Annotated in this window: 14 protein-coding genes and 1 other RNA gene; 8 read left to right on the forward strand and 7 right to left on the reverse strand. The window is 35.4% G+C overall.

The window, feature by feature from the left end; genetic code table 11:
- Window positions 1–93 precede the first annotated feature (93 nt).
- Complete coding sequence (locus FW780_RS09385) at window positions 94–984, forward strand: DUF72 domain-containing protein (protein ID WP_149833342.1); 891 nt, start codon at window positions 94–96, stop codon at window positions 982–984.
- A 117-nt stretch (window positions 985–1,101) separates the two neighbouring features.
- Window positions 1,102–1,332: a hypothetical protein gene (locus tag FW780_RS09390; RefSeq protein WP_149833343.1), complete on the forward strand. Its 231-nt coding sequence runs from the start codon at window positions 1,102–1,104 to the stop codon at window positions 1,330–1,332.
- A gap of 55 nt (window positions 1,333–1,387) precedes the next feature.
- Here FW780_RS09390 and FW780_RS09395 read toward each other — a convergent pair whose 3' ends face one another.
- On the reverse strand, window positions 1,388–1,981 hold the full coding sequence (locus FW780_RS09395) for a hypothetical protein (protein WP_149833344.1): 594 nt from the start codon (window positions 1,979–1,981) through the stop codon (window positions 1,388–1,390).
- 69 nt (window positions 1,982–2,050) lie between these two features.
- On the opposite strand from FW780_RS09395, the gene FW780_RS09400 reads away from it, so the two are divergent.
- Window positions 2,051–3,286: a porin family protein gene (locus FW780_RS09400; protein WP_149833345.1), complete on the forward strand. Its 1,236-nt coding sequence runs from the start codon at window positions 2,051–2,053 to the stop codon at window positions 3,284–3,286.
- On the opposite strand, the gene FW780_RS09405 is transcribed toward FW780_RS09400, so the two are convergent.
- The 5 genes from FW780_RS09405 to FW780_RS09425 all read right to left on the reverse strand — a co-directional run bounded on the left by FW780_RS09405 (window position 3,283) and on the right by FW780_RS09425 (window position 9,156).
- The gene (locus FW780_RS09405; RefSeq protein WP_149833346.1) at window positions 3,283–3,927 is read right to left on the reverse strand and encodes an HD domain-containing protein; all 645 of its coding nucleotides are present in this window, start codon (window positions 3,925–3,927) and stop codon (window positions 3,283–3,285) included. The genes FW780_RS09400 and FW780_RS09405 overlap by 4 nt on opposite strands.
- Window positions 3,924–4,769 (reverse strand): alpha/beta hydrolase family protein, encoded by an 846-nt coding sequence (locus tag FW780_RS09410; RefSeq protein WP_149833347.1) that lies wholly within the window; start codon window positions 4,767–4,769, stop codon window positions 3,924–3,926. The genes FW780_RS09405 and FW780_RS09410 overlap by 4 nt, the downstream gene beginning before the upstream one ends.
- A gap of 90 nt (window positions 4,770–4,859) precedes the next feature.
- Complete coding sequence (locus FW780_RS09415) at window positions 4,860–5,750, reverse strand: ribokinase (RefSeq protein ID WP_149833348.1); 891 nt, start codon at window positions 5,748–5,750, stop codon at window positions 4,860–4,862.
- 69 nt (window positions 5,751–5,819) lie between these two features.
- On the reverse strand, window positions 5,820–6,455 hold the full coding sequence (locus tag FW780_RS09420; RefSeq protein ID WP_149833349.1) for a DUF4241 domain-containing protein: 636 nt from the start codon (window positions 6,453–6,455) through the stop codon (window positions 5,820–5,822).
- A gap of 85 nt (window positions 6,456–6,540) precedes the next feature.
- Complete coding sequence (locus tag FW780_RS09425; RefSeq protein WP_149833350.1) at window positions 6,541–9,156, reverse strand: valine--tRNA ligase; 2,616 nt, start codon at window positions 9,154–9,156, stop codon at window positions 6,541–6,543.
- 128 nt (window positions 9,157–9,284) lie between these two features.
- Here FW780_RS09425 and FW780_RS09430 point away from each other — a divergent pair, with 128 nt between their 5' ends.
- Together FW780_RS09430 and FW780_RS09435 are read left to right on the forward strand one after the other, a co-directional pair.
- Window positions 9,285–9,761 (forward strand): DUF1573 domain-containing protein, encoded by a 477-nt coding sequence (locus FW780_RS09430; RefSeq protein ID WP_047386795.1) that lies wholly within the window; start codon window positions 9,285–9,287, stop codon window positions 9,759–9,761.
- A 256-nt stretch (window positions 9,762–10,017) separates the two neighbouring features.
- Window positions 10,018–10,887, forward strand: a complete 870-nt coding sequence (locus tag FW780_RS09435; protein ID WP_149833351.1) for a polyphosphate kinase 2 family protein — start codon at window positions 10,018–10,020, stop codon at window positions 10,885–10,887.
- 81 nt (window positions 10,888–10,968) lie between these two features.
- Here the strand turns inward: FW780_RS09435 and rnpB are convergent.
- Window positions 10,969–11,293, reverse strand: an RNA gene (gene rnpB, locus FW780_RS09440) — RNase P RNA component class A.
- Between the two features lie 159 nt (window positions 11,294–11,452).
- Between rnpB and FW780_RS09445 the strand changes: the two genes are divergently transcribed.
- Genes FW780_RS09445 through FW780_RS09455 form a run of 3 tightly spaced genes read left to right on the forward strand, consistent with a single transcriptional unit; the run spans window position 11,453 to window position 14,292 of the window.
- Window positions 11,453–11,944 (forward strand): RNA polymerase sigma factor, encoded by a 492-nt coding sequence (locus FW780_RS09445; protein ID WP_047420794.1) that lies wholly within the window; start codon window positions 11,453–11,455, stop codon window positions 11,942–11,944.
- Window positions 11,937–12,611 (forward strand): beta-carotene 15,15'-monooxygenase, encoded by a 675-nt coding sequence (locus tag FW780_RS09450; RefSeq protein WP_149833352.1) that lies wholly within the window; start codon window positions 11,937–11,939, stop codon window positions 12,609–12,611. The genes FW780_RS09445 and FW780_RS09450 overlap by 8 nt, the downstream gene beginning before the upstream one ends.
- A gap of 58 nt (window positions 12,612–12,669) precedes the next feature.
- Window positions 12,670–14,292, forward strand: a complete 1,623-nt coding sequence (locus FW780_RS09455) for an AMP-binding protein (RefSeq protein WP_149833353.1) — start codon at window positions 12,670–12,672, stop codon at window positions 14,290–14,292.
- The last annotated feature ends 59 nt before the right edge of the window (window positions 14,293–14,351 follow it).

Here is a 14,351-nt window from a genome sequence, read left to right on the forward strand (position 1 = left end):
TCCAATACAATTATTTCCATTAAAAATCATAGAAAGTTCTATGATTTTTTTGGTTTATATTTGTGTTTATTGTTTAATACCAAAACTACAGATATGAAATTCGGACAAGTAGAAGACCCATCAAAAATAGATTTCACATTACCAAAAGATCATCCTAAAACTAAAGAAATGCTGGCTCTTAATAAAAAAGGACTGGAAAATATTTCTATCGGATGTGCGAAATGGAATAAAACGGATCTTAAGGGATTTTATCCTAAAGGAACTAAAGATGAACTGACCTATTATGCTACTCAGTTTAATTCTATTGAACTGAATGCTACTTTCTACGGAATGCCAACTCCCGATCAGGTAAAAACATGGAAAGAGAAAACACCTGAGAATTTTAAATTCTTTCCTAAAATTACTAATACAGTCTCTCATTTCAGAAGATTGATTGATGTAACTGATCCCGTGACTCACTTTGCTTCAGCGGTGATTAATTTTGATGAAAAACTGGGAATGGCTTTTCTTCAGCTTCATGATAATTTTAAACCAAAAGATTATGACAGACTGGAAAAATTTGTAAAAGAATGGCCTAAAGAAGTTCCTTTAGCAATAGAACTCAGAAATACGGAATGGTTTACTGATGAGGAAATCCTTAATACAACCTGTGAACTCTTTGAAGCTCATAATATCACCAATATCATTGTAGATACTGCCGGAAGAAGAGATATGCTTCATATGCGCCTTACTACACCTAATGCATTCATCCGTTATGTAGGAGCCAATGCTGAAAGTGACTATGAAAGATTGGATGACTGGCTGAAACATCTTACAAAATGGAAGAAAGAAGGTCTTCAGAATCTCTACTTTTTCGTGCATCAGAATATTGAAAAAGCATCTCCTCTATTATCTGCTTATTTTATCAGGAAGCTGAATGAAGAATGGAAAACTGATATTCATATTCCACAAATGGCAACAGAAAGCACAGGAACGCTATTTTAAACAATACAAAGTAGGTACGGGATAAAAGATTGATACCAATTCCTTTTTCATAACAAAAAATTTCATAAATTAGAGTATAGTGTATTTCACGATACATTATACTTTAAAACATAAATCATGGAAAAGGAAATTTGCAAAATCAGTATTGCCAATAACTGGCTTGGTGATGAATATTTTTTTTATGAAAACAATACCATAAAAAGAGTATATGATCATCACAGTCTTAATTCCAATAAAACGGAATGGATTACCCCAAAAGAAATCAGTAAACAAAGTAAAGACAAACTCATCAGATCCTGTCCTGAAGAATTCAAGGAACAAATCATGCAAATCCTGGATTATCCTTAGCAGAAACAATAATAGGTAATGGGTACTATAAAAAGACTCATTACCTATTCTATTCTTATTTATTTTTCTTCAGAATTAATACCAGATTGAGAAACAGAAGCAGAAAGTCCAATGTAATCCAGATCCCCAGTTTTGTATTCTCATAATTATAGGCATCTACCTGTTTTTTTGCAGATTCAGAAAGTTTCATACTTTGATTGATGTAATTCTGAACTTCTACAATCTGATCAATATTTTTATTCGGTACGGAATGCTGGGAAAAGTACACGAGGTTTTTCTTTCCAAGATAACCTACGATCCAGTATTCATCAGACTTATCCATTTTCAGATATTCTATTCTGTAGTATTCGGGACGTATTTTGCCAATATGTTTAGGTTCAAGGGTTATATTTTGATCGGTTTTATTTACATTGATCAGGTAAAAATCCAATGCCTGAGGAAGCTTATTGATAACCTGAAGCCCCACAGAATTATCCACAAATGCCACAGCACTTTTCTTGATAAACCAGTACGTAAAAACAGAAATTGAAAAAACTACTGTTACAATACGAAACAGCTTTGCCCACTTCGCCATACTTCCTGATTTCACCTTAAATAAAACCAGAGAAAGAACAGATGCCAGAAATATTATAAAAATAATGAGTGTCATATTTTACAAAGATACTTCTTATCTCTATTTTATCTATATTTGCGCCCATATTTTTAACCTTAACTAACCATGAAAAAAACATTATCGGTACTCCTTTCCTTTTGTATTGTATTTATTTGCGCACAGATAAAATTTGAAAAAGGTTACATCATCAATACCAATGATGTAAAAAAGGAAGTCCTTATCAAAAACCAGGGATGGGCAAACAATCCGGACAGCTTTGTTTACAAAACAGATGAAAAATCTCAAGAAAGTACAGGAACTCTCTCTACAATCAAAGAATTCGGGATCTATAATGATGTAAAATATGTTACTTACAATGGTGACATTGATTATTCTTCTGATAATATTGGAGATCTTTCTTCTAATAAAGACCCTGAATTCAAAAAAGGTTCTGTTTTCCTAAAGGAAATTGTAACTGGTAATAAAAATCTGTACTCTTATCAGGGACAAAATTTGATAAGATATTTTTACTCTGATTCAAACTCTCCTATTCAGCCATTGATCTACAAAAAATATTTTTTCAACGGAAACAACCTGCAGATCGCAACCAATGAAGAGTACAGCGATCAATTGATGACAATATTCTCAGGTGATACTAAAGCCCTGGCACTCGCTTCAAAAACAAAATATACGAGTAATGACCTGAAGAAAATTTTTAATGAATATAATAGTAACATTTCGGGTACTGCTAATGTAGATACTCCCTCTGAAACTAAAAGAAATTCAAAGTTTAATTTAGCTGTAAGACCAGGACTTAATTTTTATTCACCATTGGAAATAACAAAAACCTTCAGCAATGAAGGGGCTCCTTCAAAAACCGGGTTCAGAATAGGAGTTGAAGCAGAAATTGTATTGCCATTCAATAGAAACAAATGGTCCGTTGTGCTTGAGCCTACATTCAATCTTTACAATAACAAGACTGCTGTAAGAACAACTAATGGTAATTTGTATAATATAAATGTGGACAATTATTCATTTATCAGCATTCCTCTAAGTGTAAGACACTACATGTTTATCAATGATAAATCAAAGATCTTTATCAATGCAGGTATCAATGTTCTGACTATAAAAACCAGTGCAGCAAAGGATTTCTCACTTGATTATGACGGATATGTTTTTGACAGATTTAAGCTATCTTCATCCCAGGCTTTCAGAAGCGCTGTATTTGGAATAGGATACAATTATAATAACAAATACATTGTAGAAGCGAGATACAATACAGGTATGAACCTGCTTGAAGAAAAAGGTCCTGAAGCAAATCTAAAGTATGTATCCTTAATCCTGGGATATAATATTTTCTAATCTACATTCCATTCTTTATAAAACTGGTCGAGGAAATTCAGCATATAATTATGTCTTTCTTCGGCCATTTTTTTTCCTTTTTCAGTGTTCATCATACCTTTCAGAAGCAATAGTTTTTCGTAAAAATGATTGATGGTTGTTCCATCAGACTTTTTATATTCTTCTTTCGACATTCCCAACTTAGGTTTTATATCCGGATGATACATCAGATTATTTTTAAAGCCACCAAAGTTGAAAGTTCTGGCAATTCCAATAGCTCCTATTGCATCAATACGGTCGGCATCCTGCACAATTTTAAGCTCAATAGGTGGATTTACCGGTGCCTGATCTCTGTTTTTAAATGAAATATTTTCAATCACAAATAAAACCTTCAGGATTGTTTCTTCGGGAACATTCTGCTCTTCAAGAAACGCTCTGGATATTTTGGGAGCAATAGTTTCATCACCATTATGAAATTTCGGATCTGCAATATCATGAAGAAGGGCAGATAATTCTACCACCTCCTGATCACACTCTTCTGTTTCTGCTATCTGGCTGGCCAGTTTCCAGACTCTTTCAATATGAAACCAGTCATGTCCTGCCTCTGCGCCTTCTAATTTTTCTTTTACAAATGCTATTGTGTTGTCAATCGTACTTTTCATTTATCTATCAGTTCATTTAAAATAATATCCCAGAGTTTGCTATTGTAACTTCTAAAAAAATTGACATGTCCGATTTCTTTTTTATCAGATTCTGAAACGGCGATTAGCCTGTAAGTTGGTTTAAGATTAGGATAGGTATTATTTAATAAGCTTAATACCCCTCTTTCTGTCAGCCAGATATCATCTTCTGCGCGGATTACCAATACTTTTTGTGTCAATTTTTTAGAAAAGTTATCAATTTTCTCCAACAGTTTGTTGGTTGATTTCCTGTTTAAAATTAAGGTTCTCCAGTCATATGCGCAATTTTTTGGAAGACTTTCTCCCAGTCCAAACCAATGTGCGGGAAAATACCCTAATAATGAAGTGGTTAACGGCTGGGCAATTCCAAATCCCAGATAGGCTTCAATTTTTGTTATCCCTTTAAGGTTTCCGACAAAAGCATTTTGTGTTCCCACAAAAAAAAGTTCTTCAAATATTTCTGAATCTTCATTCATTCCCAAAATCAAAGCACCTACAGAATGGCCTAAGCAATACTTTTTGTAGTCTTTAAAGTTTGTTTTGATATACTGGGTTAAAGCTTTATAATCTTTTGAGCCCCACAATCTCATTGAACCATGAAACCCTCTCATATCTTTCGGCTTGGAAAGTCCTATTCCTCTGTAATCATACGTAATTACCGTAAATCCTTTTTCAGAAAAATAACTGGCAAAAGAAAAGTACACCTGTTGTTTTACTCCCGTTGCCGAATTGATCAGCAATAGTTTCCCGTTACTTTTTTCCGGTTTAAAAAGATGCACAGCCAGAGAAATATGGTCTTCCGTGGTCAATATTAGTTTTTCCATAGTATAAAAAGAAAAAATCCACTATAAAAGTGGACATTTTACTTATATTTTTATGTTAAGTTTCAGACTTTTGATATGTCGTAAATAGCTTTAAGAAAAGAAATCTGACATTCTTGGCAGCCCTGTCTGAGAACCTTTACCTCCGGAAACTCTTGATGAAACTTCATTTCCAAACTTCACACATTCTTCAATAGTGTTCCCATGGCAAAGCGCAATAGCAAATCCTGAAGTAAATGCATCACCCATTCCCATTTTATAAACTTTCTCATCTTTGTCATTTCTGTAATACTTCATCTCTGTACCGTCAAAATAAATGGTTGAGTTGGTATCATCTCTTACAAACACTTTATTGAAATATTTCTTAAGGACCTCTTCTCTTTTTTCCTCTCCAAAAATGGTGTACAATTCATTGCTCTTAGCTACAATAAAATCAACCTTTTCTAAAATTTCTTCACTGACTCTCATTGCAGGAGAAGCATATAGACCTACCTTCTTACCATATTTTTTAGCTTTTGTAACGGTATGTTCCACCACATCCATAGAAACCTCAAGCTGTACCAATACAAGATCTGCAGTATTAAAATACTTATCTGCTTCGTCTATATGTGATTTGCTAAGATATTTGTTGGCTGCAGGCACTACAACAATAGCTGCATTGCCGTGAGAAGTAGTCACATAAGCTGTTCCTGTAGCATCTTTATCTGTTTCATGTACAAAACCTACATTCACATTTTCACTTACCAGATTTCTCATAATCTGCTGCCCAAGTGGATCCATTCCCACACATCCTATAAAGTACACACTTGCCCCCAGCCTGGCAGTACCTACCGACTGATTAGCTCCTTTACCTCCAAAATAGCTATCTGACTTAACAGCTAAAACCGTTTCGTTGGGTGAAGGAAGTTTTTCGGTTTCAAGAACCAAATCTATAGATGAGCTGCCCACGACAATAATTCGGGGTTGTTCTGATGAGAAATTCATTGTGTTTTAAATTGTCTTTAAAGTTTAATATTTTGTAAAACTGGCACTTCAAAAATAACTAAATTTAATTTAACTTATTTCTATAAATTCAGTAATTATTTTTACCGGCAACTGATCCTTATCATAAGCTACATAACTGGCATAAAATCCCTCACCATATCCTGTTTCAAAAGCAAATATAGTTCCGGGATGTTCTTTGGCTGGTTTTAGGAAGGCATACTGGTCAATAGCCCCGTTTTCATCAAAGAAATAGTCATGGAAAAACTCTTCGTAGATTCCCATAAAATCTCCTCCTTTATTCTGGAATAATCTCTGTTCAAGTTCATTGAGGCTATTTTGAGTATCAACATCCATAAAACATCCCATCCCGCTTTCTACAGGGTAACCAAAGATTTCTTCTTTTGCCAGATCTTTTATATTCTGTCCTGCTGTAGTTGCCAGTTTCCATTCTTTAATTTCAGAATTATTGAATATGATTTCTGTATAAGCCACACAATTACTGTTTCTTTCTTTATGTACCATCACAGAAAAATCTCCCTTCGGAAATTCTGTGGTGAAAGGAAGCATATCATTCGTGATTAATGGATCGCAGGCAACCAGCTTTCCACTGGAAAGATAAATCTTTCCTGCTTCAAAACTTTCTAACAATGGATTTTCTACAAAATCCTTCGAGAATAGTTTTTTTATGTTTTCTATATGTGTCATTTTATTTATTCTTTAAACCATCAGGCTGGATACAATTTTCATCTGTATCCAGCCTGAGATTTTGACAAAATTTATTGTCTATATTTTACAAACTTTTCAGTTTCTCTTCAAGGATCGCAATTTTATCCTGAGCATCTTTCTGCTTTTTACGCTCTACTTCTACAATTTCAGGTTTAGCATTGGCAACAAACTTTTCATTAGAAAGTTTTTTATCAACTGAAATTAAGAATCCTTTTAAATATTTCAGTTCTTCTTCAGTTTTAGCTTTTTCTTCTGCCAAATCTAAGTTTTCACTCAATGGAATAGAAACTTCGGTTGCTCCTACCAGGAAGGTAAAACTTGGCTTATCTGTTTTTTGTCCAAAATGGATTTCAGAAACATTAGCCAGTTTTCTTACTACTGCTTCATTCGCAAATTCAGAAGCATTGGTATATACCTCAACAGCTTCTCTTGGCGAAATTCCTTTTGTCTGACGGTAATTTCTAACTCCGGAAATCAGTTCAGCTGTAATTTCAAAGTTTTTAATAACTTCTTCACTAAAGTTATCTGCATTCTTCTGCTGAGCAATAACAAGAGCTTCATCAATATTTCTCTCTGAAATCAATTGCCAGATCTCTTCAGACTGGAATGGCATGAACGGATGAAGCAGCTTCATCAATTCTTCAAAGAAATATATTGTTTTATTATAAACTTCTTTAGAAATTCCTTCTCCGTAGTTAGGCTTAATTGCTTCAAGATACCAACCGCAAAAATCATCCCAAATTAATTTGTAAATCAAATGAAGCGCATCAGAAATTCTGAACTTCTCAAACTGATCATTAATTTCAACGATTGTTTTGTTCAGTTTATTTTCAAACCATTCAATAGCCTGGTTATCTGTAGCAACTGCCGGTTTATCTTCATGATTCCACATATTGATCAGACGGAATGCACTCCAGATTTTCGTCATGAAGTTTCTTCCCTGAAGCATTAGATCTTCATCAAAAAGAAGGTCATTTCCTGCTGCAGAACTCAATAGAATTCCTACACGTACACCATCAGCACCATATTTTTCCATCAATTCAATAGGATCCGGAGAGTTTCCTAAAGATTTGGACATTTTTCTTCTTTGTTTATCTCTTACAATTCCAGTAAAATAAACATTTTTGAACGGAACTTCTTTTTTGTATTCCAGTCCGGACATGATCATTCTTGCCACCCAGAAGAAAATAATATCAGGAGCTGTTACCAGATCAGAAGTAGGATAATAATATTTGATATCTTTATTTTCAGGATCTAAAAGCCCTTCAAATACAGACATTGGCCATAACCAGGCAGAGAACCAAGTATCTAATGTATCCTGATCCTGTCTTAAGTTTTCCGGAGTAAGTTCCGGATTTCCGGATTTCTGTTTTGCCAGTTCTAAAGCTTCTTCAGCTGTTTCAGCTACTACAAAATCTTCATCTCCCGTTCCGTAGTAAAAAGCAGGAATCTGCTGCCCCCACCATAGCTGACGGGAAATATTCCAGTCACGGATGTTTTCCATCCAGTGTTTGTAGGTATTTTTAAATTTCTCAGGATAGAATTTTACTTCATCATCCATTACCACATCCAGAGCAGGCTTAGCCAGTTCAGACATTTTAAGGAACCACTGTACAGAAATTTTAGGTTCAATTACAGCACCGGTTCTTTCTGAAGTTCCTACTTTATTTACATAGTCTTCAGCTTTCAGCAAAAGATCTTTTTCTTCCAGTTCTTTTGCAATCTGCTTTCTTACATCAAATCTGTTTTTCCCAGCATAATGTAATCCATGTTCATTAAGATTTCCGTCATCATCCAAAGCATCAATCATTTTCAACTGATGTTTCTGTCCAATTTCATAGTCATTCACGTCATGCGCCGGCGTAATTTTCAAAGCACCAGTTCCGAATTCAATATCAACATATTCGTCTTCAATGATTGGAACTACTCTGTTTACAATAGGTACAATTACGTTTTTACCTTTTAAGTGAGCATATCTTTCGTCATTAGGATTGATACATACTGCGGTATCCCCAAAAATAGTTTCAGGACGTGTAGTAGCAACTGAAAGAAACTCTTCTGAGCCTTCAATTTTATATTTAAGGAAATATAGTTTTCCGTTCTGCTCTTTGAATATTACTTCTTCATCAGAAATATTGGTCTTTGCTTCAGGATCCCAGTTGACCATTCTGTATCCTCTGTAGATCTTACCTTTATTATACAGATCTACGAAGCTTATAATAACCTGTTGTGAAAGATTGTCTTCCATTGTAAAACGGGTTCTGTCCCAATCACAAGAACATCCCAGTTTTTTCAGCTGCTCAAGAATTGTACCTCCGTATTTGTGAGTCCAGTCCCAGGCATGTTTTAGGAATTCTTCTCTGGTAATATCTGACTTATTGATTCCTTCAGACTTCAATTTAGCAACAACTTTAGCTTCGGTAGCAATTGAAGCGTGATCTGTTCCCGGAATCCAACAAGCATTAAACCCGCGCATTCTTGCACGACGGACCAGAACATCTTGAATGGTATTGTTCAGCATATGCCCCATGTGTAATATCCCCGTTACATTTGGCGGAGGAATGACCACGGTATATGGTGGTTTGTCATTAGGTTCTGAGTGGAAATATTTATTTTCCAACCAGTAATTGTACCATTTCTGTTCTGTTTCCTGTGGATTGTACTTTTCTGAAATCTGCATAAATTCTATTTCTTTGGCTTGCAATTTGCAAAAATAGTCTAAAGAAAAAAATTTTTAAGCATGAATTAAAATAATTTTTAACTTTGTTTCACAAAATTTATCTAACAAACGTATTAACATTCAAGAATATGAAAAAACTAATTGCAGGAATTGCATTATTCGGGACATTTGCAATTGCATCTGCACAAACGATTACATTTGATAAAACAACTTTCGATTACGGTACTATTAAGCCTAACGCTGATGGTACAAGATTCTTTACAGTAACGAATTCAGGTGACAAACCTTTGATTCTTTCAAACGTAAAGCCTTCTTGTGGATGTACAACTCCTGAGTTCAGCCAAGATCCTATCATGCCGGGTAAATCCGCTAAGATCAAAGTTGGATACAACACTGCTATTCCTGGAGGTTTCAACAAAATGATTGAGGTTTTCTCTAACGACCCTGTAAACAGTAGAAGTGTAATCTACATTAAAGGTAATGTAGACGCTAATGCTCCTGCTCCTGTTGCTGAGGCAAAAGTATTGACTCCTGCGGAGCAGAAAGAAGCTGCTAAAGCTGAGAAAAAAGCTGCTAAACTAGCTAAAAAAGCTGCTGCGAAGTAATCTCTACTCAAAAAAATAAAAAAACCGTCTCCATTGAGGCGGTTTTTTTATTACATTTATGTTTGTGGAGGTGGCAGGTAGCAGGTGACAGGAAAATGATGTTAATATTTATCAAATGTTGGCCGAAGCTTTTTGATTTTTTTTAAGTAGATGGCTAAGCCCCACTTCTATTGAATTTTAATAGCAACATCTCTTAATCTCTTAATCTCTTAATCTCTTAATCTCTTAATCTCTTAATCTCTTAATATTAAAATATATGGACACCAATTTCTCGGATGACTTTAAGGTAAATGGAAAATTTTCAATAAAAAAAACTTCAACATCTTATAAAGGAAAACTCACCAAAGAAGATGGAGAACAAATGCTGATTCAGGAGAAAGAAAAGCTTCGTGAACTACAAGAAAAATTATATGCTGATGGAAGCCAGTCTCTCCTTGTTGTGTTACAGGCTATGGATGCAGCGGGGAAAGACAGTATGATAGAACATGTTTTCGGAGGGGTAAATCCGCAGGGATGTAATGTGACCAGTTTTAAAACACCAAGTTCTAAAGAATATTCTCATGATTTTTTATGGAGGCATTATCTCGCATTGCCACAGAAAGGGATGATCGGGATTTTCAACCGGTCCCATTATGAAAGTGTTCTCGTTTGCAAAGTGCATCCTGAATATAATTTAAGTGAAAAAACATGGTCTTCGGTAAAAGATTTCGATAATAAATTCTGGGAAAACAGATATGAAAGTATCAGAAATTTTGAAAAACACCTTGCGCAGAATGGTACAACCGTTGTAAAAATCTTTTTACATGTTTCTAAGGATGAGCAGAAAAAAAGGCTGCTGGACAGAATTGATGAACAGGAAAAAAACTGGAAATTCTCTGCAGGAGACCTCCCGGAAAGGGCATTATTTGATCAATATATGGAAGCTTATGAAACGGCAATCAATGAAACATCAAAAGATCATGCTCCATGGTATGTACTTCCTGCCGACAGCAAATGGTTTGCAAGAGTAGCTGCTATCCAGATCATTATTGATACCCTTGAAAAAATGAATCTCAAATACCCTACACTTTCTGATAAGGACAAGCAGGAGTTACAGGAATCTAAAAGGCAATTGGAAAGCGAATAATTCAAACAAAAATAAAGGATAGAAATTTGAGGTAATAGTACTGAACCTCAGATTTCTGTCTGTTTCCTTTCGGTTAAAAAAATCACGAGAAAATCTATAAGCCGGATTTTGTACTTCCGAAGAAGTGCCTGTTATTTATCTACGTGTTACATTGCTGCAACACTTGAGCTGATTACCCCTCGGTTTTCAGGACGAGCCGCCCCTATTTCCATTACTGAAAAGAACCGATATACTTACCATTGCACCGCAAAGAGTTTACCTGGTTTCACTACAGCCGAACTGTACCTGCTTTCTGTTGCACTTGTCCTACCCTCACGGGTGACGGATGTTATCCGCTTTGCTGCTCTATGGTGTCCGGACTTTCCTACCTCCCGTAAAACAGGAAATCAACAAGCCGATTTTCTCGCGGATGCAAAGATACATAAATTTCGCATAGAAAGCGTAGAAAGCCGGAGCAGCAGAGACATCTAAATTGTTAATTCTCTTTTTTTCACATTTTTACGATTTTACATTATAATTTTCATCAGTTACCACTTTATTATTATCTTCGTGCCATTATACATCTATGGATTCCAGAGAAAAAGAATTTGCGAAGCTTATCAAGGATAATCAAGGTCTGATTATCAAGGTATCGCGCCTTTATACCAATTCTCTGGAAGATGAAGAGGATCTTTTCCAGGAAATTGTGTTACAGCTTTGGAGAAGTTATGATTCCTTTAAAGGAAATTCCAAGATTTCCACATGGATGTATCGTGTAGCGCTCAATACAGCCATTACCCTCTTTAGAAAAAAAAGCAAAAGTCTTCCTACAAATGAGCTGGACATCAACCACAAGGATTTTGTGGAAGATGACGATGACAAACAGCAACAGGTATCACTTTTGTATACTGTAATCAAGACTCTTCCTAATGTTGAAAGAGCCATTGTCATGATGTATCTTGACGATCTGCCTTACAAGGATATTGCAGAAAACCTCGGTATCACTGAAGTCAATGCACGTGTGAAAATGAACAGATTAAAGAAAACCCTTAAAGAACAGATGGAAAAATATGCCTGAATTTGATCTAGATAGTTTTAAAAAAACATGGCAGGAACAACCTGTCCAGCCTAAATATGACGACAAGGAGATTCTCCAGATGTTGAATAGAAAATCACGTAATTACATCAAGTATATTTTCTGGATCAGCGTTGTAGAATTTTTGTTCTTTTCCGTATTGGGTCTGTTTTATCTTTTCCCGGAAGAAGAATCAGACAGTTTCCGTAAAATGCTGGAAAGATTAGGCGCACAGGAAGCTCCGGAAGTAGAAAATAACTTCGGTCATGCTTATTTAGCTATAAAGGTTTTAAGTTTATTGATCACAGCATATTTTGTATTAAAATTCTACCAGAATTACAGAAGAATTAAGATTGAGGAAAATCTGAAGGGGCTTATCACCAGAATTATAAAATTCAAAACAACCGTTAATGCTTTTATTCTGATCAGTATTGTATTATTATTGATATTCACGTTTGTATTGACTGCATTTATATTTTACACTTTAAATTCTCAGAATATACAGCCTAGCGGCTCGAATCTTACTATCATTATCGTAGGAATTATTGTCAGTACTTTATTAGGTATATCCATGATCTGGCTTTATTACAGACTGGTATATGGCACAATTATTAAAAAGCTTGATAAAAATTTAAAGCAGCTTAAAGAAATAGATTCTCAGGAAAGTTAATATACATAGGCATATTTCGGGATATAATTATTAATTTTAGCCCACCAAATCTTAAACTATGCCCTTATCTTATGTGTATGGAACTTCTGAGGTTCCGTTATTAGGACAGACCATCGGAGCCAATCTTAAAAGTACTGTCGAAAAATACCCTCATCAGGAAGCATTAGTCTGTGTTCATCAGAATTACAGAGCTACTTATCAGGAATTTTACAATCAGACAACCGCTGTTGCAAAGGCTTTACTGCTTTTGGGAGCAAAAGCCGGTGACAGAATCGGAATCTGGTCTTCCAATCGTTATGAATGGGTTCTTTTGCAGTATGCCACTGCGAGAATAGGAACTATTTTAGTCAATATCAATCCGGCCTACAGGACTCATGAACTTACGTATGTTCTTAATCAGTCTGAAGTTCGCTTTATTTTTTCTTCTTTAAGTTTTAAAAGCAGCAACTACAAAGAAATGGTTGAGTATGCCAAAGAAGTATGCCCTACCCTTGAGCATGAGATATTCTTTGATGAAAACTGGGAAGCATTTGTCAATAACGGTCAGGATATTTCTGATGAAGTTCTTCACAGTTTTGAAGAGCATGTACAGTTTGATGATCCTGTTAACATCCAATATACTTCCGGAACGACAGGTTTTCCTAAAGGTGTTACTCTTTCTCATCATAATATTCTCAACAACGGTTATTTTATCGGAATCAGATTAAAATATACTGAGAAAGACCGGGTTTGTATTCCTGTTCCTTTTTATCATTGTTTTGGCATGGTTATCGGAAATATGTGCTGCACTGCCCACGGAGCCTGCATGGTAATTCCCAACGACAGTTTTGATCCGGAAATTACGTTAAAAGCTGTTTCTGACGAAAAATGTACTTCTCTGTATGGCGTTCCTACCATGTTTATTGCTGAACTGGCAGTAAAAGATTTTGATAAGTATGATTTTTCAAGCTTAAGAACAGGTGTCATGGCAGGATCAGTATGTCCTCCGGAGATTATGAAAAAGGTTGAGAGCCTGATGAATATTAAAGAAATGAGCATCTGCTACGGAATGACGGAAACTTCACCCGTGTCTACCCAGACTTTAATAGGAACACCACTGGAAAAGCAAGTCAGTACTGTGGGAACTGTTCAGGATCATCTTGAGATAAAAATTGTTGATGAAAATGGCAGAACCCTGAAACGCGGGGAACATGGCGAGCTTTGTACAAGAGGCTATTCTGTGATGCTGAAATACTGGAATGATCCTGAAAACACTAAAAAGGTGCTGGATGATGCCCGCTGGATGCATACCGGAGATATGGCAGTAATGGACAAAGACGGATATATTACCATTTCAGGACGAATAAAAGACCTTATCATCCGTGGTGGAGAAAATATTTCACCTAAGGAAATTGAAGATTTTTTATATACATACACCAACATTCTCGATGTTCAGATTATTGGAGTTCCAAGTGAAAGGTTTGGGGAAGAAGTGATGGCCTGGATAAAAGTGAGAAAAGGTTTTACCATCACCGCTGAAGAACTGCAGGAATACTGCAAGGGAAGAATTGCCCACTATAAAGTACCAAAATACTGGAAGTTTGTAGATGAATTCCCAATGACTATTTCCGGAAAAATAAGAAAGGTTGAAATGCGGGAGATCTCTATGAAAGAGCTTGAATTAGGTAGTTTTAAAGATTGATTCAACGCAAATAAAAACGATAATCAATAATAGATCTTTTTTCTCTTGACTGATAATAA

Source organism: Chryseobacterium sediminis (assembly GCF_008386505.1).
GTDB classification, from domain to species: domain Bacteria; phylum Bacteroidota; class Bacteroidia; order Flavobacteriales; family Weeksellaceae; genus Chryseobacterium; species Chryseobacterium sediminis.

What these genes read in the sequence shown, in the direction of transcription:
- FW780_RS09385 (WP_149833342.1), top strand. Translation starts at nt 94, where the DNA reads ATGAAATTCGGACAAGTAGAAGACCCATCAAAAATAGATTTCACATTA.
- FW780_RS09390 (WP_149833343.1), top strand. Translation starts at nt 1,102, where the DNA reads ATGGAAAAGGAAATTTGCAAAATCAGTATTGCCAATAACTGGCTTGGT.
- FW780_RS09395 (WP_149833344.1), bottom strand. Translation starts at nt 1,981, where the DNA reads ATGACACTCATTATTTTTATAATATTTCTGGCATCTGTTCTTTCTCTG.
- FW780_RS09400 (WP_149833345.1), top strand. Translation starts at nt 2,051, where the DNA reads ATGAAAAAAACATTATCGGTACTCCTTTCCTTTTGTATTGTATTTATT.
- FW780_RS09405 (WP_149833346.1), bottom strand. Translation starts at nt 3,927, where the DNA reads ATGAAAAGTACGATTGACAACACAATAGCATTTGTAAAAGAAAAATTA.
- FW780_RS09410 (WP_149833347.1), bottom strand. Translation starts at nt 4,769, where the DNA reads ATGGAAAAACTAATATTGACCACGGAAGACCATATTTCTCTGGCTGTG.
- FW780_RS09415 (WP_149833348.1), bottom strand. Translation starts at nt 5,750, where the DNA reads ATGAATTTCTCATCAGAACAACCCCGAATTATTGTCGTGGGCAGCTCA.
- FW780_RS09420 (WP_149833349.1), bottom strand. Translation starts at nt 6,455, where the DNA reads ATGACACATATAGAAAACATAAAAAAACTATTCTCGAAGGATTTTGTA.
- FW780_RS09425 (WP_149833350.1), bottom strand. Translation starts at nt 9,156, where the DNA reads ATGCAGATTTCAGAAAAGTACAATCCACAGGAAACAGAACAGAAATGG.
- FW780_RS09430 (WP_047386795.1), top strand. Translation starts at nt 9,285, where the DNA reads ATGAAAAAACTAATTGCAGGAATTGCATTATTCGGGACATTTGCAATT.
- FW780_RS09435 (WP_149833351.1), top strand. Translation starts at nt 10,018, where the DNA reads ATGGACACCAATTTCTCGGATGACTTTAAGGTAAATGGAAAATTTTCA.
- FW780_RS09445 (WP_047420794.1), top strand. Translation starts at nt 11,453, where the DNA reads ATGGATTCCAGAGAAAAAGAATTTGCGAAGCTTATCAAGGATAATCAA.
- FW780_RS09450 (WP_149833352.1), top strand. Translation starts at nt 11,937, where the DNA reads ATGCCTGAATTTGATCTAGATAGTTTTAAAAAAACATGGCAGGAACAA.
- FW780_RS09455 (WP_149833353.1), top strand. Translation starts at nt 12,670, where the DNA reads ATGCCCTTATCTTATGTGTATGGAACTTCTGAGGTTCCGTTATTAGGA.